The organism is Cupriavidus sp. 01L45, from assembly GCF_056399885.1.
On sequence record NZ_JBFTSG010000045.1, the window covers coordinates 1 to 21,711 of the forward strand.

Annotated in this window: 23 protein-coding genes; 20 read left to right on the forward strand and 3 right to left on the reverse strand. The window is 66.3% G+C overall.

What is annotated here, in order from left to right; genetic code table 11:
- The 13 genes from cheA to AC1DT6_RS27290 all read left to right on the forward strand — a co-directional run.
- Positions 1-1,599 (forward strand): chemotaxis protein CheA (gene cheA, locus AC1DT6_RS27230; protein WP_477115085.1); only part of this gene is annotated, 1,599 nt, incomplete at its 5' end.
- Positions 1,600-1,620: 21 nt separating this feature from the next.
- Complete coding sequence (gene cheW, locus AC1DT6_RS27235; protein WP_035866976.1) at positions 1,621-2,115, forward strand: chemotaxis protein CheW; 495 nt, start codon at positions 1,621-1,623, stop codon at positions 2,113-2,115.
- Between the two features lie 73 nt (positions 2,116-2,188).
- Complete coding sequence (locus AC1DT6_RS27240; protein ID WP_441637018.1) at positions 2,189-3,091, forward strand: CheR family methyltransferase; 903 nt, start codon at positions 2,189-2,191, stop codon at positions 3,089-3,091.
- The gene (gene cheD, locus AC1DT6_RS27245; protein WP_477115086.1) at positions 3,091-3,747 is read left to right on the forward strand and encodes a chemoreceptor glutamine deamidase CheD; all 657 of its coding nucleotides are present in this window, start codon (positions 3,091-3,093) and stop codon (positions 3,745-3,747) included. Before AC1DT6_RS27240 ends, cheD begins: the two co-directional genes overlap by 1 nt.
- A 23-nt stretch (positions 3,748-3,770) precedes the next feature.
- The gene (locus tag AC1DT6_RS27250; RefSeq protein ID WP_035866982.1) at positions 3,771-4,847 is read left to right on the forward strand and encodes a protein-glutamate methylesterase/protein-glutamine glutaminase; all 1,077 of its coding nucleotides are present in this window, start codon (positions 3,771-3,773) and stop codon (positions 4,845-4,847) included.
- An 88-nt stretch (positions 4,848-4,935) separates the two neighbouring features.
- Positions 4,936-5,331, forward strand: a complete 396-nt coding sequence (gene cheY / locus AC1DT6_RS27255) for a chemotaxis response regulator CheY (RefSeq protein WP_043357014.1) — start codon at positions 4,936-4,938, stop codon at positions 5,329-5,331.
- Between the two features lie 10 nt (positions 5,332-5,341).
- Positions 5,342-5,977 carry a protein phosphatase CheZ gene (cheZ, locus tag AC1DT6_RS27260; RefSeq protein ID WP_035866991.1) on the forward strand — a complete coding sequence of 212 codons (636 nt, stop codon included), beginning with the start codon at positions 5,342-5,344 and terminating at the stop codon, positions 5,975-5,977.
- A 257-nt stretch (positions 5,978-6,234) separates the two neighbouring features.
- Complete coding sequence (flhB, locus tag AC1DT6_RS27265; RefSeq protein ID WP_441637021.1) at positions 6,235-7,377, forward strand: flagellar biosynthesis protein FlhB; 1,143 nt, start codon at positions 6,235-6,237, stop codon at positions 7,375-7,377.
- Positions 7,374-9,461 (forward strand): flagellar biosynthesis protein FlhA, encoded by a 2,088-nt coding sequence (gene flhA, locus AC1DT6_RS27270; protein WP_035866989.1) that lies wholly within the window; start codon positions 7,374-7,376, stop codon positions 9,459-9,461. Before flhB ends, flhA begins: the two co-directional genes overlap by 4 nt.
- A 13-nt stretch (positions 9,462-9,474) precedes the next feature.
- Positions 9,475-11,922 carry a flagellar biosynthesis protein FlhF gene (gene flhF / locus AC1DT6_RS27275; protein WP_477111320.1) on the forward strand — a complete coding sequence of 816 codons (2,448 nt, stop codon included), beginning with the start codon at positions 9,475-9,477 and terminating at the stop codon, positions 11,920-11,922.
- Positions 11,923-11,925: 3 nt separating this feature from the next.
- Positions 11,926-12,744 (forward strand): MinD/ParA family ATP-binding protein, encoded by an 819-nt coding sequence (locus tag AC1DT6_RS27280; RefSeq protein ID WP_441636780.1) that lies wholly within the window; start codon positions 11,926-11,928, stop codon positions 12,742-12,744.
- A gap of 39 nt (positions 12,745-12,783) precedes the next feature.
- Positions 12,784-13,500 (forward strand): RNA polymerase sigma factor FliA, encoded by a 717-nt coding sequence (locus AC1DT6_RS27285; protein WP_006162649.1) that lies wholly within the window; start codon positions 12,784-12,786, stop codon positions 13,498-13,500.
- On the forward strand, positions 13,497-13,925 hold the full coding sequence (locus AC1DT6_RS27290; protein ID WP_441636782.1) for a flagellar protein FlhE: 429 nt from the start codon (positions 13,497-13,499) through the stop codon (positions 13,923-13,925). The genes AC1DT6_RS27285 and AC1DT6_RS27290 overlap by 4 nt, the downstream gene beginning before the upstream one ends.
- 762 nt (positions 13,926-14,687) lie before the next feature.
- Here the strand turns inward: AC1DT6_RS27290 and AC1DT6_RS27295 are convergent.
- From AC1DT6_RS27295 to flgA, 3 genes are all read right to left on the reverse strand, one after another.
- Positions 14,688-15,146 carry a flagella synthesis protein FlgN gene (locus AC1DT6_RS27295; RefSeq protein WP_441636784.1) on the reverse strand — a complete coding sequence of 153 codons (459 nt, stop codon included), beginning with the start codon at positions 15,144-15,146 and terminating at the stop codon, positions 14,688-14,690.
- Positions 15,147-15,201: 55 nt separating this feature from the next.
- Complete coding sequence (gene flgM, locus AC1DT6_RS27300) at positions 15,202-15,504, reverse strand: flagellar biosynthesis anti-sigma factor FlgM (protein ID WP_441636786.1); 303 nt, start codon at positions 15,502-15,504, stop codon at positions 15,202-15,204.
- Positions 15,505-15,663: 159 nt separating this feature from the next.
- Complete coding sequence (gene flgA, locus AC1DT6_RS27305) at positions 15,664-16,383, reverse strand: flagellar basal body P-ring formation chaperone FlgA (RefSeq protein WP_441636788.1); 720 nt, start codon at positions 16,381-16,383, stop codon at positions 15,664-15,666.
- A 220-nt stretch (positions 16,384-16,603) separates the two neighbouring features.
- On the opposite strand from flgA, the gene flgB reads away from it, so the two are divergent.
- Genes flgB through flgH form a run of 7 tightly spaced genes read left to right on the forward strand, consistent with a single transcriptional unit; the run spans position 16,604 to position 21,711 of the window.
- On the forward strand, positions 16,604-17,017 hold the full coding sequence (gene flgB, locus AC1DT6_RS27310) for a flagellar basal body rod protein FlgB (protein WP_035874951.1): 414 nt from the start codon (positions 16,604-16,606) through the stop codon (positions 17,015-17,017).
- 7 nt (positions 17,018-17,024) lie between these two features.
- Positions 17,025-17,432: a flagellar basal body rod protein FlgC gene (gene flgC, locus AC1DT6_RS27315; RefSeq protein ID WP_035874954.1), complete on the forward strand. Its 408-nt coding sequence runs from the start codon at positions 17,025-17,027 to the stop codon at positions 17,430-17,432.
- Positions 17,433-17,445: 13 nt separating this feature from the next.
- A complete protein-coding gene (locus AC1DT6_RS27320; RefSeq protein ID WP_045235724.1) occupies positions 17,446-18,117 on the forward strand; it encodes a flagellar hook assembly protein FlgD in 672 nt (223 codons plus the stop codon).
- A 33-nt stretch (positions 18,118-18,150) separates the two neighbouring features.
- On the forward strand, positions 18,151-19,392 hold the full coding sequence (flgE, locus tag AC1DT6_RS27325) for a flagellar hook protein FlgE (protein ID WP_441636791.1): 1,242 nt from the start codon (positions 18,151-18,153) through the stop codon (positions 19,390-19,392).
- Between the two features lie 59 nt (positions 19,393-19,451).
- Complete coding sequence (flgF, locus tag AC1DT6_RS27330) at positions 19,452-20,195, forward strand: flagellar basal-body rod protein FlgF (protein ID WP_441636793.1); 744 nt, start codon at positions 19,452-19,454, stop codon at positions 20,193-20,195.
- A gap of 50 nt (positions 20,196-20,245) precedes the next feature.
- The gene (gene flgG / locus AC1DT6_RS27335; RefSeq protein WP_035874965.1) at positions 20,246-21,031 is read left to right on the forward strand and encodes a flagellar basal-body rod protein FlgG; all 786 of its coding nucleotides are present in this window, start codon (positions 20,246-20,248) and stop codon (positions 21,029-21,031) included.
- Complete coding sequence (gene flgH / locus AC1DT6_RS27340) at positions 21,028-21,711, forward strand: flagellar basal body L-ring protein FlgH (protein ID WP_441636795.1); 684 nt, start codon at positions 21,028-21,030, stop codon at positions 21,709-21,711. The genes flgG and flgH overlap by 4 nt, the downstream gene beginning before the upstream one ends.

The window sequence follows — 21,711 nt, forward strand, 5'->3', positions numbered from 1 at the left end:
GGCGGGGCGGCAGCCGCCGCGCCGGCGCCGGCGCCCGCGCCCGCAGCGGGCGGCGGGTTGAAGGTGACGCTGATCAAGGTATCGCCGTCCGACCAGGCGCTGTTACGCGAAGAGCTCGCCAACCTGGGCGAGATCACGGGCCAGCAGGAAGTGGGCGGCGATCTCACCGTCTGGCTGCAGAGCCAGTGCAGCGCCGACGACATCATCGCCGTGTGCTGCTTCGTCGTCGACGGCGACCAGATCGTGGTGGAAGCGGCAGACGCGCCGGCTGCCCCGGTAGCAGCGGCAGCAGCACCGGCACCGGCTCCCGCTCCGGTTCCGGCTCCCGCAGCCGCCGCACCGGCGGCCGCCTCGGCACCGGCTCCCGCAAAGGAAAAGGCCAAGGCGCAGCCCGCTGCCGCGGCTCACGCACAGGAGTCCGGCTCCATCCGTGTGCCGACCGAAAAGGTCGACCAGATCATCAACCTGGTGGGCGAGCTGGTCATCACGCAATCGATGCTGGCGCAGACGGCCTCGGCGCTCGATCCGGTGCTGTTCGACCGGCTGTTCTCCGGCATGGGTCAGCTTGAGCGCAATGCGCGCGACCTGCAGGAAGCCGTGATGTCGATCCGCATGATGCCGATGGACTACGTGTTCTCGCGCTTCCCGCGCCTGGTGCGCGACCTGGCCGGCAAGCTGGGCAAGCAGATCGACCTGGTCACCTTCGGCAAGGCCACCGAGCTCGACAAGAGCCTGATCGAACGCATCATCGATCCGCTCACCCACCTGGTGCGCAACAGCCTGGACCACGGCATCGAGACACCGGACTTGCGCGTTGCCGCGGGCAAGGAACCCACCGGGCAACTGATCCTGTCGGCGCAGCACCATGGCGGCAACATCGTCATTGAAGTGAGCGACGACGGCGGCGGCTTGCGCCGCGACAAGATCCTCGCCAAGGCGCTGCAGAACGGCCTGCCGGTGTCGGAGAACATCAGCGACGAGGAAGTCTGGCAGTTGATCTTCGCGCCGGGCTTCTCCACCGCCGAAGCGGTGACCGACCTGTCCGGCCGTGGCGTGGGCATGGACGTGGTCAAGCGGAACATCCAGGAAATGGGTGGCCACGTCGAGGTCACGTCGCGCCCCGGCCAGGGCACCACCACCCGCATCGTGCTGCCGCTGACGCTTGCGATCCTGGACGGCATGTCCGTCAAGGTGGGCGCGGAAACCTTCATCCTGCCGCTGAACTGCGTGATGGAGTCGCTGCAGCCCAAGCCGGAAGACGTGCACACGGCTGCCAACAACGACCGCGTCATGCACGTGCGCGGCGAGTACCTGCCGTTGCTGGAACTGCATCGCGTGTTCAACGTGGCCGATGCCGTGCATGAGCCCACCCAGGGCATCGCCGTGATCCTGCAGGCCGAAGGCAAGCGCTTCGCGATGCTGGTGGACCAGCTGATCGGCCAGCACCAGGTCGTGCTGAAGAATCTCGAAACCAACTACCGCAAGGTGCCTTGCATTTCCGCCGCCACCATCCTCGGCGACGGCAGCGTGGCACTGATCGTGGACGTCGGTGCGCTGCAGCGCACCGGTGTGCGCCGCCAAGACCCGGCGCTTGCTTAACGCTCAGGAGAACAAGACATCATGGCCGGCATCGGACACATCGATACCCCGGGGAGCGAAGCCTCCGGGCAGGAATTCCTGGTTTTCACGCTGGGGAGCGAAGAATATGGCATCGACATTCTCAAGGTACAGGAGATCCGCGGCTACGACGCGGTGACCCGCCTGGCGAACGCGCCTGACTTCATCAAGGGCGTGACCAATCTGCGCGGCGTGATCGTGCCGATCGTCGACCTGCGCCTGAAGTTCCGGCTCGGCAACGTGCGCTATGACCACCAGACCGTGGTCATCATCCTCAATATCGCCGGACGTGTCGTCGGCATCGTGGTGGATGGCGTTTCGGATGTGCTGACCCTGACCGGCGAAGCCATCAAGCCCGCACCGGAGTTCGGCGTTTCGGTCTCGAACGAGCACCTGACCGGCCTCGGTACCGTCGACGGCCGCATGCTGATCCTGATCGACATCGAAAAACTGATGACCAGCCCGGAAATGGAACTGGTGGAAGCCGAGTTCGCCTGATCCCGCATTCCGGTACGCGCAAGCACGCAAAAGCGCGCCTTAGCAAGACCACGGCCAACCGCCCTCGCAACACATGACGCAGCCTCGACCAACCGCCTTTGCCGCCGGCCCGCAATCGGCGCAGCCCGCTTCCATGCGGCGCGACGAGCCGCGTGACTTCCTGCTGACCGAGCGCGACTTCGAGAAGATCCGCGCCATGATCCATCGCCGCGCGGGTATCTCGCTCGGCGCCCACAAGCGGGAGATGGTGTACAGCCGGCTGGCCCGGCGCCTGCGCACGCTGCAGCTCGTCGACTTCGGCACCTACCTGGCCATGCTCGATGCCGATGATGGCTCCGACGAGTGGGAGTTCTTTACCAACGCGCTCACCACCAACCTGACATCGTTCTTCCGCGAGGCGCATCATTTCCCCTTGCTGGCGGAGCATGCGAAGAAGATCGGGCGGCCGTACTCCGTATGGTGCTCGGCCGCGTCGACCGGCGAGGAGCCATACTCCATCGCCATCACGCTGGCCGAAGCGCTGGGCGAGCGTGCCGCCACCGTGCTCGCCACGGACATCGATACGCAGGTACTGGCCAAGGCCCGTTCCGGGGTCTATACCACCGAGCAGGTGAACAAGCTCTCGCAGGAAAGGCTCAAACGCTTCTTCCTCAAGGGCACCGGCCAGCGCGCCGGCGCGGTCAAGGTCAAGCCGGACCTGGCAAGCACCATCAGTTTCGAGCCGCTCAACCTGCTGGCGCCGGACTGGGGGATTCGCGAGAAGTTCGACGCGATCTTTTGCCGCAACGTGATGATCTATTTCGACAAGCCCACCCAGGGCAAGATCCTGGAGCGCTTCGTGCCGCTGCTCAAGCCGCACGGGCTGCTGTTCGCGGGCCACTCGGAGAATTTCTCCTACGTGACGCGCGCGTTCCAGCTGCGCGGGCAGACCGTGTATGAACTGGCGCCGCCTTCGGCCCGGCTGGGAGGTTCGTGATGCGCACCCCGCAGTTGCCTGAAGCGATCGCCACCCGCAGCTATTTCGACCGCGAGTTCGGCAAGCAGGCCATCAAGCTGTTGCCGAACGAGTATTACGTGACGCGCGAGGACGTGGTGCTTACCACCGTGCTGGGTTCGTGCGTGGCTGCCTGCATCCGCGACGAGAAGGCCGGGGTGGGGGGCATGAACCACTTCATGCTGCCGGACGACGACGGCGCGGGTGCGGACCGGCTGCTCTCCGCATCGATGYGCTACGGCTCCTACGCCCTGGAAGTGCTGATCAACGAATTGCTGAAGATGGGCGCGCGCCGCGAGCGGCTCGAAGCCAAGGTATTCGGCGGTGGCGCGGTGCTGGCCAATATGACCACGCTGAATATCGGCGATCGCAACGCCGAGTTCGTGCTCAGGTACCTGAAGGCCGAAGAGATACGCGTGGCCGCCCAGGACCTGCGCGGCCCGCATGCGCGCCGCGTCAGCTATTTCCCGCTTACCGGGCTGGCGTTGGTGCGCCGGCTCACACGCCAGGATGACCAGGTGGTGGTCGAGCGCAACGAACGCGCCCTGGCGCGCGCCATTGCCAGCTCCGGCACCGCGCCCGAGAAGGGCGGCGCGGAACTGTTTCCACGGCGCACGCCATCGGCTGCCGTCTCCTGAACCGACAAGGATTTTTTCAAGACATGACCGCGGCCAAGATCAAGGTATTGTGCGTGGACGATTCCGCGCTGATACGCAGCCTGATGACGGAGATCATCAACAGCCAGAGCGATATGGAGGTGGTGGGAACCGCCCCCGATCCGCTTGTGGCTCGCGACCTGATCAAGCGACTGAACCCGGATGTGCTCACGCTTGACGTGGAAATGCCGCGCATGGATGGTCTGGATTTCCTGGAGCGGCTGATGCGGCTGCGGCCAATGCCGGTGCTGATGGTATCGTCGCTGACCGAGCGCGGTTCGGAAATCACGATGCGCGCGCTGGAGCTGGGTGCGGTGGATTTCGTCACCAAGCCAAAGCTCGGTATCCGCGACGGCCTGATGGACTACACCGACACCATCGCCGACAAGATTCGCGCGGCTTCGCGCGCGCGCATCCGCAGCGCCGCGCCGGCCAGCGCGGAGGCGGCAGTGCCTGCGGCCCCGATGCTGCGCAGCCCGTTGCTGTCCACGGAAAAGCTGATCATCGTCGGCGCATCCACCGGCGGCACCGAGGCCATCAAGGAATTCCTGATGCCGATGCCGCCGGATTGTCCGGCGGTGCTGATCGTCCAGCACATGCCGGCCGGCTTTACGCGCTCGTTCGCGCAGCGCCTGGACGGCCTGTGCCGGATCACGGTCAAGGAAGCGGAGCACGGCGAACGCGTGCTGCCCGGCTACGCTTATATCGCGCCGGGAGACTCGCACCTGCTGCTCGCGCGCAGCGGGGCCAACTATGTGGCCCACCTGTCGCAGGAGCCGGCGGTCAACCGCCACCGGCCGTCGGTGGAGGTGCTGTTCGACTCCGCGGCCAAACATGCCGGCAAGAATGCCATCGGCGTGATGCTGACCGGCATGGGCAAGGACGGGGCGCAAGGCATGCTGCGCATGCGCGAGGCCGGCGCCTACAACCTGGCGCAGGACGAAAGCAGTTGCATCGTATTCGGCATGCCCAAGGAGGCGATTGCCGCCGGCGGGGTGCATGAGGTAGTACCGCTGCACGCGATGAGCCAGCGCGTGATGGCGCGCCTGGCCACCTTCGGGACGCGCGCGCAGCGGGTTTGACGGGGCACAAGCGCTTGCCCGGCCGCATACCGGTGGGGCAGGCGCAGGTATTGAAGCAACTTTCCACAACTGTATTGGAGCCGTTAGAGTGGACAAGAACATGAAGATCCTGGTGGTCGATGACTTCCCCACCATGCGTCGCATCATCCGCAACCTGCTTAAGGAACTGGGCTTTGCCAACGTCGAGGAAGCCGAAGACGGCGCCGCCGGCCTGGAGAAGGTCAAGGACGGCAGCTTCCAGTTCGTCATTTCCGACTGGAACATGCCGAACATGGATGGCCTGAGCATGCTGCAGGCGATCCGCGCCGAAGGGCCGCTGGCCAAGCTGCCGGTGCTGATGGTGACGGCCGAGGCCAAGAAGGAAAACATCATCGCCGCGGCGCAAGCCGGCGCGAACGGCTATGTGGTCAAGCCGTTCACGGCAGCGACGCTCGACGAGAAAATCACCAAGATTTTCGAGAAACTGGCGAAGGAAGGGGCATAAGGTGGGCGATATGTCGACGACTCCGACTCTCAGCAACGAATCTGCCGAGCAGCTGTTCCAGCGCATTGGCGCCCTGACACGGATGCTGCGCGACAATATGCGCGAATTGGGGCTCGACAAGGAAATCGAGCGTGCCGCCCAGGCCATCCCCGATGCGCGCGACCGGCTCAGCTATATCGCCTCCATGACCGAGCAGGCTGCCGAGCGCACGCTGACCGCGGTGGAGCTGGCGCAGCCGATCCAGGCCGGCATGGAGAAGCAGGCCGAGGCGCTGGACAAGCGTTGGGAAGCCTGGTTCGACAAGCCGGTGGAGCTGGGCGACGCGCGCGAGCTGGTGCTCGATACCCGTGCCTTCCTGACGGACGTGCCGCAGCAGGCCCGCGCCACCGGCAGCCACCTGCTCGACATCATGATGGCGCAGGACTTCCAGGACCTGACCGGCCAGGTCATCAAGAAGATGATGGACATGATCCATTCCCTGGAGCAGGAATTGCTGCAGGTGCTGATTGATAACGTGCCGGCCGATCGTCGGGTGGAGGCGCCGGCTACGCTGATGAACGGGCCGCAGGTCAACCCGGAAGGCAAGGCCGATGTGGTCTCCGACCAGTCGCAGGTGGACGACCTCCTGGCCAGCCTGGGGTTCTGACCGTCCTGGCCAGGCAGCGGTGGCGCCCTTGCCGCGGCGCCGCGGCGGCCTGGCCGGATTTGCCGGCGCATTGCCGGTAAAGCCTCCGCCGCCATGGCGGAGGGTAGCGCGCCGCATCCGCCCGCGCCGCGCCTGGGGCGACGCCATCCTGCAAACAGCGCCAGAATCCCCGCCCTATTCCCCCTAATGCCCGCCGCTTCCCGCTCCGATAATCGTCCCTGACGAACGGCCGCATGCCGCTTCGTAACGGAGCGGCCATGTCCGAAGAAAGCGATCTCGAGAAAACCGAACCTGCCTCATCGCGGCGCCTGGAAAAGGCGCGCGAGGAGGGGCAGGTCGTGCGTTCGCGGGAACTCGCCACGCTGATCATGCTGATGAGCGGTGTGGCGGGCCTGTCGATGCTGGGCGGCACGCTCGCCAGCAAGCTCGACGCTGTATTGCACGCCGGCCTGGCCTTCGAGCCGGCCGTTGCCTTCGATACGTCGCGCATGATGTCGCACTTTGCCGTGACGGTCTGGGAGGGCCTGCTGGCCTTCCTGCCCCTGCTGCTCCTTTTTGGCGTGGCGGCGCTGGCCGGCCCCATGCTGCTGGGCGGCTGGCTGTTCTCCGCCAAGTCTTTCGCCCCCGACTTTTCCCGGCTCTCGCCGCTCAAGGGGCTGGGCCGGCTGTTCTCCTCGCAATCGCTGGTGGAACTGGCCAAGGCCATCGCCAAGGCATTGCTGGTTGGCAGCGTGGCCGGCTGGGTGCTGTGGCGGCGGCTGCCCGAGGCTGTCGCGCTGATGAGCGCACCGATCCACGAGGCGCTGCTGCACATGCTGGAGATGGTGCTGAGCGCCTGCGCCATGGTGGCGGGTTCGCTGGTGCTGGTGGCGGCGATCGACGTGCCCTGGCAGTACTGGACGTTTTACAAGAAGCTGCGCATGACCAAGGAAGAGGTCAAGCAGGAGCACAAGGAAAGCGAAGGCGACCCGCATATCAAGGCGCGCATCCGCCAGCAGCAGCGCGCCATGGCAAAGCGCCGCATGATGTCCGAGGTGCCCAAGGCTGACGTGGTGGTGACCAACCCCACGCACTTCGCCGTGGCGCTGCGCTATGAAGAAGGCCGCATGAGCGCGCCGCGCGTGGTGGCCAAGGGCAGCGAGGCGATTGCCGCGCGCATTCGCGAGATCGCCGTCGAGAACGGCGTGCCGTTGCTGTCCGCGCCGCCGCTGGCGCGCGCGCTGCACCGTCACGTAGAGCTGGGCCAGGAAATTCCGGCCGGCCTGTACACCTCCGTGGCTGAAGTTCTGGCCTGGGTCTATCAACTGAAGCACTGGCACCACAGCAACGGCCCGCACCCGGAGGCACCCTCCGAGTTGCCGGTGCCTGACGAGTTTGCCGTACCGGAAAGCCAAGCATGAACGCATTGACCTCGCTGTTCAACCTGCCCGGCGGGCGGGGAGGCGGCCAGATGAAGGCCCTGGCCGGCCCGCTGCTGATCATCATGATCCTCGGCATGATGATCCTGCCGCTGCCGCCCTTCGTACTGGACTTGTTGTTTACGTTCAACATCGCCCTGTCGATCATGGTGCTGCTGGTGGGCATGTACACGCAGAAGGCGCTGGATTTCGCCGCCTTCCCGGCGGTGCTGCTGTTCACCACGCTGCTGCGCCTGTCGCTCAACGTGGCCTCGACCCGGGTCGTGCTGATGGAAGGGCACACCGGGCCGGACGCCGCGGGCAAGGTGATCGAGGCCTTCGGCCACTTCCTGGTGGGTGGCAACTTCGCCGTGGGTATCGTGGTGTTCGCCATCCTGGTGGTGATCAACTTCATGGTCATCACCAAGGGTGCGGGGCGTATCGCCGAAGTTGGCGCGCGCTTCATGCTCGATGCCATGCCCGGCAAGCAGATGGCGATCGACGCCGACCTCAACGCCGGCCTGATCAACGAAGACGGCGCCAAGAAGCGCCGCGCCGAGGTATCGCAGGAATCGGACTTCTACGGCGCCATGGACGGTGCCAGCAAGTTCGTGCGCGGCGATGCCGTGGCGGGCCTGATGATCATGTTCATCAACGTTGGCGCCGGCATGGTGGTGGGCATGGTGCAGCACGACCTGGACTTCGCCACCGCGGTGCGCAACTACACCCTGCTGACCATCGGCGACGGCCTGGTGGCGCAGATCCCGGCGCTGGTGATCTCCACCGCCGCCGGTGTGATCGTGTCGCGGGTCTCCAACGAGCAGGACGTGGGCCAGCAGCTGACCGGCCAGCTGTTTTCCAATCCGCGCGTGCTGTACCTGACCGGCGCCATCATCGGCATGATGGGCATCATCCCCGGCATGCCGCACTTCGCTTTCCTGGCCTTTGCCGGCGCGCTGGTGTGGTTCGGCCGCTACGTGGCACGGCGTGATGCATCGCAGGCGCAGGAGAAGAAGCGCGAGGACCGCGCTCCCGCGATGGTGCCCGAGTCGACCGAAGCCAGCTGGGACGACGTCAGCCTGGTGGACCCGCTCGGCATGGAAGTGGGCTACCGCCTGATCCCGCTGGTGGACCGCGCGCAGAACGGCGAACTGCTCGGCCGCATTAAGAGCATCCGCAAGAAGGTGGCGCAGGAAATCGGCTTCCTGGTGCCGGTGGTGCATATCCGCGACAACCTGGAACTCAAGCCCAACGCCTACCGCATCACGCTCAAGGGCGTGGAGATCGGCCGCGGCGAAGCGACGCCCGGGCAGTGGATGGCGATCAACCCCGGCCAGGTCTCCGGCCCGTTGCCGGGCACGCCCGGCCAGGACCCGGCATTCGGCCTGCCGGCGGTGTGGATCGAGGGCGGGCTCAAGGAGCAGGCGCAGATCTACGGCTACACCGTGGTGGATGCCAGCACAGTAGTGGCCACTCACCTTAACCACCTGATCCATATGCACGCGGCCGAACTGCTTGGCCGCCAGGAAGTGCAGTCGCTGCTGGACCGCATCGCCAAGGAATCGCCCAAGCTGACTGAAGACCTGGTGCCCAAGGTCATCACCCTCACCGCGCTGCAGAAGATCCTGCAGAACCTGCTGGACGAGAGCGTGCCGATCCGCGACATGCGCACCGTGCTGGACGTGGTGGCCGAGCACGCGCCGAAGATCAGCGATCCCAACGAACTCACGTCGCTGGTGCGCGTGGCGCTGGGGCGTGCCATTACCCAGCAGTGGTTCCCCAACGGCGCTGACCTCCAGGTCATCGGCCTCGACGCCGGGCTGGAACGCGTGCTGTCGCAAGCGCTCACTAACGGCGGCGGCATCGAGCCTGGCCTGGCCGATGCCCTGCTGCAGCAAACGCAAAATGCGGTGAACAGGCAGGAACACCTGGGGCTGGATCCCGTGCTGCTGGTGCCGCATCCGCTGCGCCCGCTGCTGGCGCGCTTCCTGCGCCGGACCATGCCGCAGCTCAAGGTGCTCTCGCATGCCGAGGTGCCGGACAACAGAAATATCAGGATCACCGCCATGATCGGTGGCGCAGCGTGAGGGGTTTCGCAAGATGAGCGTAGCTAAATTCGTGGCGGCCAATGGCCGCGAGGCCTTGCGCCAGGTGCGCGAGGCAATGGGACCGGACGCCGTGGTGCTGTCCAACCGCACCGTCGAGGGGGGCGTGGAGATTGTCGCCATGCGCGACACCGATCTCGGCGCCATCGCCAGCACCGCACCGGTATTCACGCCGCCGCCCGCCGCCGTGGTGGCCGTCGACGGCGCCCTTGGCGACCTGCGCGGCGAACTGCAGACCATGCGCGCCATGATGGAGCGGCAGTTCTCCGGCGTAGGCACCCACAGCCTGCCGTCGCTGGGCGGCGATCCGCTGCGCGATTCGCTGTTTACCTGGTTAGTGACTGCTGGCTTCTCCGGACAGCTTGCGCGATCGCTGCTCGGCCACCTGCCGCTGGGTCATGACCGGCCCGCCGCCATGACCTGGATCCGCCAGGAGCTGGCGCGCAAGGTCCCGGTGCTCAACGACGAAGATGCGCTGTTCGCGCAGGGCGGCGTGCTGGCGCTGGTCGGCCCCACCGGCGTGGGCAAGACCACCACCACGGCTAAGCTGGCAGCGCGCTTCGTGCTCAAGCACGGCCCGGAACGCCTGGCCTTGCTGACCACCGACACTTTCCGTATTGGTGCGCACGAGCAACTGCGCATCTACGGCGACATCCTGGGCGTGCCTGTGCACGCGGTCAAGGATGCGGCCGACCTGCGCTTCGCGCTGGCGGCGCTGACCGATAAGCACCTGGTGATCATCGACACCGTCGGCATGAGTCAGCGCGACCGCAACCTGTCGGAGCAGATCGCCATGCTGGCCGGCGTGCAGGCGCCGGTGCAGCGCATCCTGTTGCTCAACGGCGCCAGCCACGGCGACACCCTCAACGAAGTCGTGCACGCCTACCGCCACGATGCCACGCCCGACGGCGGCATCGACGGCTGTATCGTCAGCAAGCTGGATGAAGCCACGCACCTGGGCTCCGTGCTCGACGTGGTGATCCGGCACCGCCTGCCGGTCTACTACGCCTCCACCGGCCAGCGCGTGCCCGAGCACCTTGAACTCGCCAACGGCGTGTCGCTGGTCGAGCGCGCGTTCCAGACGCCGCGCCGCGGCTCCGTATTCGCCGACGCGGAAGCCGCGCGCCGTGCCATGCCCGCGCAGGACGATGGCGACGCCACCCGCGCGACCAGCGCCGGCGGCGCCGACGGCATGCTGCGCTCGCTGACCGACAACGCCAACGCGGTGGGCGATTGCGTCCAGCAGCTGAACGCTGGCAGCTACAGCTTCGAGCTGGTCCGCTCGCTCTGGCAGCAGCGCACCGAGAACGCGCCCTCGCCGCGCCTGATGGCGCAGCAGGTGCGCGAAGCCGCCTGCCGCGACCTGAGCCGCCATTGCGATCGTTTCGTGCTTTCGCTCAGCGCCACGGTCGCCGCGCCGGTGGCAGGGCGCCGCGCGCCGCGCCCCTGGCAACACACGCTCTGGCTGGCTGACCGCGACGGCCTGCCGCTGGCGGCCGCCGCCGCGCCCGCCGGCCGCACCGGCCCGGCGCTGCAAGCCGGGCAAGGCGGATGGGAAGCCGACGCTGCCACCCTGTGCGCCGCCATCGCCGCCGCCCGTACCGTGGTCAATCTGCTGGATGCCATGCCCGCCGCCGCCACGCTGGCGCGCTGGCAGCAAGCCGGCGAGCGCTGGCTTGCCACCGCGCGCAAGACCACGCGCGTGGTCAGCGGTGGCGCGGCCGTCAAGCTCGATGCGCTGGCCGAAACGCTGACCTTCCACGCGGTGGAAGATATGGACTATCGCGGCCGCGACGCCGTGCAGTGGATCGCGCAAACGCCGGTGCGCGTGCTTGAGGGCCAGGCACGTGGCACGCGCGGCGCCGCCGAGAGCGGCATCGAGGCCGGCCTGCTGGTGTCGCGCGTGGTCGATCGCGAGAACGGCCAGACGCTAGCGGTTCACTACCTGCTGTGCGACCCGGCGTTGTCGGCCGAGGGCGTGCAACTGGCCCGCTGGGCCCGCTGGGCTGAAGCCGGCGAAGCGCAACTTCGCACGCTGCGCCACGCAATGGATCACCTGGGGCAGGGCGGGCAGGCAGGCGGCAACGAATCCTCGCTGGCCGAAGCGCAAGCCTGCGCGCGTCTGCTCGCCCTGCAGATGGCGGTAGCCGCGCTGCGGCTGGAGCAAGCGTGCGACGATAGCGCCGCCGCGTTCCTGGCGCGGCTGACCGGCCGCGCGCCCGCCCGCCAGATGCCGGCCGCCGCCGTGCTGGTGGAAGGCCTCGGCCGTTTGCTGGCCTTGCTCGACGTGCTGGAGAACTACCCCGGCCGAGGTGGCCGCGCCACGCCGTCCGCCACCCACGAAGCGCCGCAGGAGGCCTTTCATCCCGGCGACGCCGCCGGCCTGCTCGAAGCGAGCATGAACGGCAGCCGCGTGTTGCAAACGCTGACGCAGGGAGAATAAGACGTGACTTCACTCGCCTCCGACCAGGCGGAAAGCTTGCGGCGCATGCTGGCGCCCCGCGCCACGCGCCGCATCGCGGTGGTCGCGAGCGATGCCGGTGCCGGCGCCACCACGGTGGCCCTGGGGCTGGCCAACGCACTCGCCATGCAAGGCGAGCGCGTCCTGCTCATCGATGAAGACCGCTTCGGCGCCCGCGCGACCCGCCTTGCCGGCGCCATGCCGGAAGGCACCCTGGCCGCCGTGCTGGGCGGCGCCGTGACGCTGGAAGCCGCGCTGGGCAAGCGCCCGGCCGGCACCATCGCGGTGTTGCCCGGCAGTCCGCAGGCCGGTGGCGGGCTGCAGGCGCTGAATGGCTTTCGCACTGTGCTCACCGATGCCCGCAGCGACGCGGACGGCGGCTTGTCGCAGGTAGCCGGCACGGCGCACAACCTCGTTGTGGTGCTGCGCGCGGAGCCGGCCTCGATCAAGGCCGCCTATGCCTGCATCAAGCGGCTCAATCACCTGTACGCCTGCCGGCGCTTCCACCTGGTGATCAACGCCGCCGCCAGCGATGCCGCCGCGAGTGCCGTGCTGGGCAACCTGGCGCGCACCGCCAGCCAGTATCTCGGCGTCGAGGCGAGCCCCGCCGGCAGCCTGCCGTACGACCCGCTGGTGGAACGCAGCGTGGCACTAGGCCGCTGCGTGGTGGAGGCCTTTCCCGCGGCGCCCGCTACCGCCGCGCTACGCCGCATCGCCACGGGCATTGCCAACTGGCCCTTGTCCACCGATTCCCGTTCAACCCCGACGGCGCCGCTGGCGCCGTCAGCCCCGGCCCTGGCTTAAACGCCTGGGCCTGCAGCCAGGACTCACGAGAATTCCACCATGTACACGATTCAGGGAAAGCTCGAACAGACCGACACCGTGACGGCGCATGCCTCGCTGGTGCGTCGTATCGCCCTGCAACTGGCAGCCAAGCTGCCTGCCAGCGTGCAGCTCGATGACTTGATCCAGGCTGGCATGATCGGCTTGCTCGATGCCGCCAAGCGTTACGAGGACACCCACGGTGCGCGTTTCGAGACCTATGCCAGCCAGCGCATCCGCGGCGCCATGCTTGACGAGGTGCGCGCCAATGACTGGCAGTCGCGCAGCCTGCGCCAGTTCACCCGGCGCATCGAACGCACCGTGCGCGGCCTGGAGCAAACGCTGGGCCGCGCGCCGCTCGACTCCGAAGTGGCGCAGGAGCTTGAGCTGCCGCTCGACGAATACCAGACACTGCTCAATGAAGTCTATGGCTGCCAGCTGCTGCACTACGAGGACTTCGAGCGCTCCGGCGAAGAGGACTTCCTGGACCGGCACCTGAGCGTCAGCGACGATGGCAACCCGCTCACTGTGCTGATGGAAAGCGGCATGCGCGAAGCGCTGATCCGTGCCATCGAGCGGCTGCCGGAGCGGGAAAAGCTGGTGCTGTCGTTGTGCTACGACCAGGAGCTCAATTTGCGTGAGATCGGGGCGGTGCTGGAGGTGACGGAGTCGCGGGTCTGCCAGATTCGCAGCCAGGCTATTACGCGGCTTCGTTCGCAGCTGCGCGGCTTGCTATGAGGGGCTGGTGCCATCGTCTTGGCGCTGCGGTGCTGGCCGCGGCCTGCTGCGCGGCCTGGGCCGCGCCCGCCGGGCCGCTGCATTCCTGGTCGGCTTCCGTGAACGGGCCTGCGCTGCATGGCAAAGGGTTGCGTACGGTGTCGCCGCCGATCTTGCCTACCGGTTACTTGCCGCAGGCGGAGGGGGCTATTACTACCGTGCGGTGGCGATATAGTTTTGCTAGTACGCCGCCYAATGAGCTGCAGGCTTATTTGTGCAATGCGCAGCGTTGTGTGTTGTTGCCGGGGGCGGAGGGGCTTACCGAGGCGTTTAGCGGGGATGATGCGGCCAAGGGGTTTGTGTTTGCGTTTCAGGTGCCTGGGCGGGGGGCGCTGATGCCGGTATTGTTGGGGCAGTCGAATCAGGTTACGGTTAGTTTTAGGTGATGTTGCTGTTGCTGGCGGCGGTGGGTTATAAAAACATAAATTCAAAAGCTTAACGTCAAAGGCTTAAAGTCAAAGGCGGTTTTACCCCCTGCGGGGGGCGACCTACTTTCTTGTCTTGCCAAGAAAGTAGGCAAAGAAGCGCGCCGGATGGGGCGACACCCCCTCGGGATCCGGCGAAAAGAGCGGCCGGGACCCAAACTCGCATCGCCTTAAGGCGATACTCAAACATGGGTACCTCTTTTCCGCTCTTTTCGCCGGATCCCGAGGCGCCCCATACGGCCTGGTAAACCTTGACGGCTCGCTTCGCATCGCGTTGGGGTGTGGCCCGCCCCTCGGGCGCTCCCCACGGCTACACCGATCGTGGTTCTGGCGGCATCGCTTCTTCTTGCAATTCCTTCACGGTTTCGAGCCTTAGAGCCTTCGGGGTTTGACGGGGGCGCTGTTGTCCAATGTTGCGCTGGAGCAATCCGGTGTTCGGTGCGCAAGGCCCGGGCTTGTATATCGGGGATCTCGAAGGTACGCCGCTGATTGGCGCATTGACTCGCTTCGCGCAGCACGGTTGCTGCTCGCCGAGCGTTGATACCTGCCGGTGAACGTCAAAGGTGGTTTCACCTCACTGCCCGGGGTGGCCTGAGGGGGATGCGCTGTCGCCTTCTGTTGCCAAGCGGCCTTTGATCCGGGTGGCCCCGAGAACCGCTTCTTGATGTTGCGGACTAACCAGTGGCAGTCCAGGTCGGATCCGGAATCAAGATCCGGAAACCATCAGCCGCTGGCCAGGCTGACCCCTTGCGGCCCAGTCTGCGTCCGTCCGTCCTTCCCGTAGAGCGTCGCATTGTCGCCACGCTGACGCAGCGCCAGGATCGCTTCTTCGGTGAATTCAAGATGCGCGTCCACCACGGCGGAATTGAGCGCATTGGCATCGCGCGCACTGCGCGCGGCAAACACCAGCGTCCGCCATGCGGCTTCAACGCCCGCATCGATCTGCCGCCCGAACAATTGTCCGCCCGCGCCGGTGCGAATGCCCAAAGCCCCCATCTGTGCCTCGCGGGTGCGCGTCAAGGCACTCAGCAAGCCGGCAAGTTCGACCTTGCGTTCCAGCAACCCGGCCAGGGCCTGGTAGTCGCCGGCCTTGATCATGGTTCTTTCCTCGCCGAGCACGGCGGCGAATTCCTGCGCCAGCTCGGTTTCGCGGCGCAGGTTCTGGATCAGGGACTGGCTCATGGCGTGCCTATCTTGGGTATGGGTTGGCTAAACAAATGGCCGCGCAGCAGGGGGATCAGGCGCCGCCGTTCAGCTCACGCAGGGACGCGAGCAGGCCGTCGGCGATCTTGCTGGGGTCGATCCTGATCCGGCCTTCGGCGATGGCCTGGCGGATTTTCTCGACCTTGGCGGTATCGATATCGTCGTCACGATCTTCTACCAGGCGGGCGCCGATCTCGCGCACCTGGGCCGACAGGGGGCTGACGCGCACGCTGGACGTATCCGGGGCCGTGGTCGGCCCGGGGGCGCCGGCCACGCTGCGCGTGGCGCCGTCGATGGCGTCGCCCGCCCTCGACGAGGTGGTCTGATTGATCTTCACGGTAATTCCTTGCTGGGTACCTTTGGCTTATCGGATGGCTCAGGCAAAACTTTAGGGTGAAATGGCGTCGGAAAGCCCCGCTTTCCCGGCCCTGAGCCTGCGCGCCATTGTCTCATGAGACGGTTGCGTAACCCCATGGGCCACGCTTGCCGCGTTCCCCTATTGTTGCAGCACCACCGTGTCGCCGCTGCGCACCAGCGCATTGACTACCTGACCGTTCTTTAGCCGCACCTGCACGTTGTTGCCCACCGGCGCGTCGGCCATCACCTTGCCTTCGCTGCTGAGCTGGAACGATTCGCCTTCCACCACCACGGTCACGTTCTGCCCCTGCCGTACGGCAATGGCCTTCTTCAGCAGATCCATCCGCAACGGCGAGCCCGCGGCGATGCGGTTCGCCGCCACCGCGCCGGTCACTTGCACGGGATCGGTCACCACCGCGCGCGGCAGCGAGGCCAGGTCGCCCTGGCGGACTTCCATGTCGGCCGCGTCGACGGGTTCGCCGGGCATGAGGTTGCGCGCGGCCACATAGTAGTCGGCAACCACCGACACGCGCGCCTGGACATAGCGCGTCCACGGACGCTCGCCCGCGCAGCGCACGCCCACGGAGACGCGACCCCAGGGCGACGCGCCTGGCGGCAGGAAGGGTTCGGGAAGCGGGCAATCCGGCGCGCGCCCGCCCGAAGGCGGCACCACCTGGATGTTGGCCTTGCCTGGCAGGCCGGCGGTCTGGCGTTCAAGGAACTGCTCGACCGCGGTACGCACCGGGTCTTCGGTAAAAGGCGAGGGCGGTGCCGCGCCGGCGCCGCCGGGCAGCGTGCCGCTGGCGGCGAGCACGCAGAGCAGGGCGCGCGCCGCGGCGGCCCGGAAACGAGTGTTCATGTGTGTATCCCGGCAAGAAAACGACGTGGGGCGCGCCGCGGGAGCGGGCGCCACGTGCGTGACAACGGGTCCCATTGTAGGCAGCCCTGCAATCTTGCTCGGGTCGAAATACGCAGGTTTCTTTGCCCTATTCGTGCGATTGGCATGGCGGGGCCGCCCCTAAGATGACACACCTGAAAAGGTCGACCTTCATCGCTCTCCCCTTCAGCGAGACACAGACATGATTGACAGACTCGATGCGGCATTGCGCTTCCAGCAAGAAGCGCTGAGCTTGCGGACCCAGAGGCAATCAGTGATTGCCTCCAATATCGCGCACGCCGATACACCCGGCTACAAGGCGCGCGACTTTGATTTCTCCAGCACGCTGGCGCAGAGCGTCGAGCGGGGCAAGCGCGCCGAAGGCGTTTCGCTGTCCACCACGTCGGTGCGGCATTTGCCGGGCCAGGCGTCGGCGTCGGGGATCGACGAGAGGAACCTCGAGTACCGCATCCCGATGCAGTCGAGTATCGATGGCAATACGGTCGAAATGGATACCGAACGCGTCGCCTTTGCCGACAACGCGGTGCATTTCGAATCCGGGCTCACCGTGATGAGCGCCAAGATCAAGACCATGCTGTCAGCCATCCAGCAGTGAGCGCACCATGCCAGCCATGAACATCTTCGAAGTCACCGGTTCGGCCATGGCTGCGCAGTCGCAGCGCCTGAACGTGACCGCCTCCAACCTCGCCAACGCCGACAGCGCCGTTGGCCCCAATGGCCAGCCTTACCGCGCCAAGCAAGTGGTGTTCGGCCTGGCCGCGACACCAGGCCAGAGCGACATCGGGGGCGTGCAGGTGGAGGGCGTGATGGAGGATCCGTCGCCGCCGCGCATGGTCCACAACCCCACGCATCCGCTGGCGAACGCCGACGGCTACGTGACGATGCCAAACGTCAACCCGGTGGAGGAGATGGTCAACATGATCTCGGCCTCGCGTTCCTACCAGGCCAACGTGGAAGTCCTCAACACCGCCAAGAACATGATGCTCAAGACACTGACCATCGGTCAGTAAACCGGGATACGCAATGACTACGACCTCCGCCACAAGCAACAACACCAGCGCCGCCGGGATTGCCAATACGCTGCAAAGCGGAAGCGCGAGCGCGGCCGACCTGCAGAACAACTTCCTGAAGATGCTGGTCACCCAGATGAACAACCAGGACCCGCTCAACCCGATGGACAACTCGCAGCTGACCACGCAGCTGGCGCAGATCAGCACGGTGAGCGGCATGCAGACCATGAACGCCACGCTGAATACGCTGCTGGGCCAGGTCAGCGCCAGCCGCGCCATGGACTCCGCGGCACTGATCGGCAAGACGGTAATGGTGCCGGGCAGCGCCACGTCGGTGGCGGGCGGCGTGCCGGGCAAGATCGGTGTCGACCTGCCCGCGACCGCGGATGCGGTCACCGTGCAGGTGCTCGACAAGGACGGCAACACCGTGCGCACCATCGACATGAAGGGCCAGGTTGCCGGCGTGCACGACATCGCCTGGGACGGCAAGAACGACGCGGGCGTCGCGGTAGCGGACGGCGACTACAGCTTCAAGGTGACCGCCACCGCCAACGGCAAGGATGTCACGCCGGTGGCGCTGGTGTACGGCAAGGTCAACAGCATCAGCGGTGACTCCACCGGTGTGCTCGTCGATATCGGCAATGACCGCACCGCGTCGGTCGACGACGTTCGCCGCATTCTTTAAGACATCAGCGAATCAGCTAACTAGGGGAATATCATGGGTTTCGGTCAAGGGGTAAGCGGCATCAACGCCGCCGCATCGAATCTGGACGTCATCGGCAATAACATCGCCAACGCCAACACCGTCGGCTACAAGCAATCGACGGCCCAGTTCGCCGACGTGTATGCCGGTACCAAGATTGGCCTCGGTACCACAGTGAACTCGGTGGTGCAGTCATTCAACCAGGGCAATATCGAATCGAGCGGCAGCGCGCTCGATGTGGCGATTACCAACGGCAATGGCTTTTTCCGCCTGACCGACTCGTCGGGCTCAGTCTTTTACTCGCGCAATGGCCAGTTCCAGCGCCAGCAAGACGGCCGCATCACCAATGCGCAGGGCCTTCAACTGAGCGGCTATCCGGCAGGCGCGACCGGCGGCGGTGCGGTGCAGCCGCAACCCCTGGTCGTGCCGAACACCACGATGGCGGCCAAGGCTACGACCACGCTGGGCGTTTCCTTCAACCTGGATTCCGGCAGCAAGGTACCGGGAGCGGCATTCGCCAGCACGCCGGCGGCGCTGCCTACGTCCAATATGTACAACTACAGCTCCGGCGTTACGGTGTACGACTCGCTGGGCAACGCCAGGCAGCTGACGGCGTACTTCTCCACGGGTACCCCCGGCGCGGGCACGTTCCCGGCAGCCGGTGGCGGTGGCACCGACTGGACGATGAACCTGACCGATGCGGCGGGCAATGTCGTCGGCGCGCCGATCACGCTGAAGTTCGACTCGAAGGGCACGCTGCAGGTACCGGGCGCAGGTGCTACCACCACCATCAATATTGCGGCTTCCAACGGCGCGGCTCCGCTGGCCATCGCGATGGACCTGACCGGCACCACGCAGTTCGCCGGCGCCAGCGATACCAAACCGCCTGTCCAGAACGGCTATACCGCCGGCAGCCTGCTCGGCTTCGCGATCCAGCCGGACGGCACGATCCTCGGCAGCTATTCGAACCAGCAAAAGCAGTCGCTGGGCCAGGTCGTGATGGCCGGCTTCGGCAACACGCAGGGCCTGAAGCCCGAAGGCAACAATGTGTGGTCCGAGACGGGCGCGTCGGGTCAGGCGGTGATCGCCGCGCCTGGCGGCAGCCTCGGCCAGCTCAAGTCCAACGCGGTGGAAGCTTCCAACGTGGACTTGTCGGGCCAGCTCGTCAGCCTGATCGTGGCGCAGCGCAACTACCAGGCCAACGCGCAGACCATCAAGGCGCAGGACACGGTCATGCAGACCCTGGTCAACCTGTAATGCGCAGCGTCGGCAGGATAGGCCGGACGAACCGGACGAGCGGGAGTTAAAGGGACGCCATGGACCGCATGATCTATACCGCCCTGTCGGGCGCCAAGCAGACGCTCGACCAGCAGGCCGCGGTGTCCAACAACCTGGCCAACACGTCGACCCCCGGCTTCCGGGCACAGGTCAATATGTTCCGCGCGGTGCCGGTGGTGGGGCAGGCGTCGCCGACGCGCGCCTTCGCGCTGGCCTCCACGCCCGGCGCCGACCTCAAGGCCGGTCCGCTGACCTACACCGAGCGTCCGCTGGACGTGGCGCTGCAGGGCAACGGCTGGCTGACGGTGCAGGCACCGGACGGTAGCGAAGCCTACACCCGCGCGGGCTCGCTGCAGGTGTCGGCGGACGGGCAACTGCAGACCAGCACCGGCCTGCAGGTGATGGGCGACGGTGGCCCGATCGCGGTGCCGCCGGGTGCGGCGGTCAGCATCGGCAGCGACGGCACGATCACGGCGCGCGGCCCCGGGGAAACCTCCGCCGGCCTGGCCCAGATCGGCAAGCTGCGCCTGGTGAATCCGCCGCCCGATTCCATCGCCCGTGGCGACGATGGCCTGTTCCGCCTGCGCCCCGGCGCGCAGCCGCTGCAGGTCGATGCCAACATCCGCGTCATTGCCGGCGCGATCGAGGGCAGCAACGTCAATCCGGTCGAGTCGATGGTCGACATGATCGCCAACGCCCGCCGCTTCGAGATGCAGATGAAGATGATCCAGAGCGCGGATTCCAACGAACAGCGCTCCAACCAGCTGCTCTCGACCAACTGAAATTGAATTGATGTGCCGCCGCGGCTCGCGGCGGCCTTGTGAGGACAAACATGATCCGCTCTCTCTGGATTGCCAAGACCGGCCTCGATGCGCAGCAGACGCAGATGGACGTGATCTCGAACAACCTGGCCAACGTCTCCACCAACGGCTTCAAGCGTGGACGCGCCGTGTTCGAGGAACTGATGTACCAGACCGTACGCCAGCCAGGCGCGCTGTCTTCGGACCAGACCACCCTGCCGTCCGGCCTGCAGCTGGGCACCGGCGTGCGCCCCGTGGCAACCGAGCGCATCCATACCCAGGGCAATCCGCAGCAGACCGGCAACAGCAAGGACGTGGCCATCCTCGGCAACGGCTTCTTCCAGGTGGCACTGCCCGACGGCACCACCGCCTACACGCGTGACGGCTCGTTCCAGAGCGACCAGAACGGCCAGCTGGTGACGTCCAGCGGCTTTGTGATCCAGCCTGCCATCACCCTGCCGGCCAACTACACGTCGCTGACCGTGGCGCGTGACGGCACCGTCTCGGTGACGCAGCCCGGCTCGGCCAACAACGTGCAGGTCGGCCAGCTGCAACTGGCGACCTTCGCCAACCCGGCCGGCCTGGAAAGCCTCGGCGAGAACATGTATGTGCAGACCGACGCATCGGGTGCACCGAACACCACCGTGCCTGGCCTGAACGGCGCCGGCACGCTGCAGCAGAACTACGTGGAAGCGTCCAACGTCAACGTGGTCGAAGAGCTGGTCAGCATGATCCAGACCCAGCGCGCTTACGAGATCAACAGCAAGGCCGTGCAGACGTCCGACCAGATGTTGCAGCGCCTCACCCAGCTCGGATGATCATGATGGCCTCGCTGATTCGCCTGGGCGCGCTTGCCGTGTGCTGCTTCGCGACTGGTTGCGCGATGGTTCCGCGCGAGCCGCTGGTGCAGCTTCCCACCACCGCACGGGCCGAGCCGCGCGCGCTGGCGCGGTCGAGCGGATCGATCTACCAGTCGTCGTATGCCGGCAATCCGCTGTTCGAGGATCGCCGGCCGCGCAACGTGGGCGACATCCTCACCATCGTGATCAGCGAGAACGTCAACGCCAGCAAGAACTCCGGCACCAACGCCAGCCGCACTTCCAACAGCGCGCTGGCGTTCGACGCGGTGCCCAAGGCGCTGGCTGGCCTGTTCAGCAGCAGCCAGAATGCCACGATGAGCGGTGCCAACGCGCTCAAGGCCAGCGGTGGCGCCAGCGCCACCAACACATTCAACGGCACCATCACCGTGACCGTGCTGGAAGTGCTGGCCAACGGCAACCTGATCGTCTCCGGCGAAAAGCAGATGGCGATCAACCAGGGTGCGGAGTTCATCCGCTTCTCCGGCGTGGTCAACCCGCGCACGATTACCGGTGACAACGCGGTGCCCTCCACGCAAGTGGCGGACGCGCGCATCGAGTACACCGCCAAGGGCTATATCGACGAAACGCAGAACATGGGCTGGCTGCAGCGTTTCTTCCTCAATGTTTCACCGTATTGA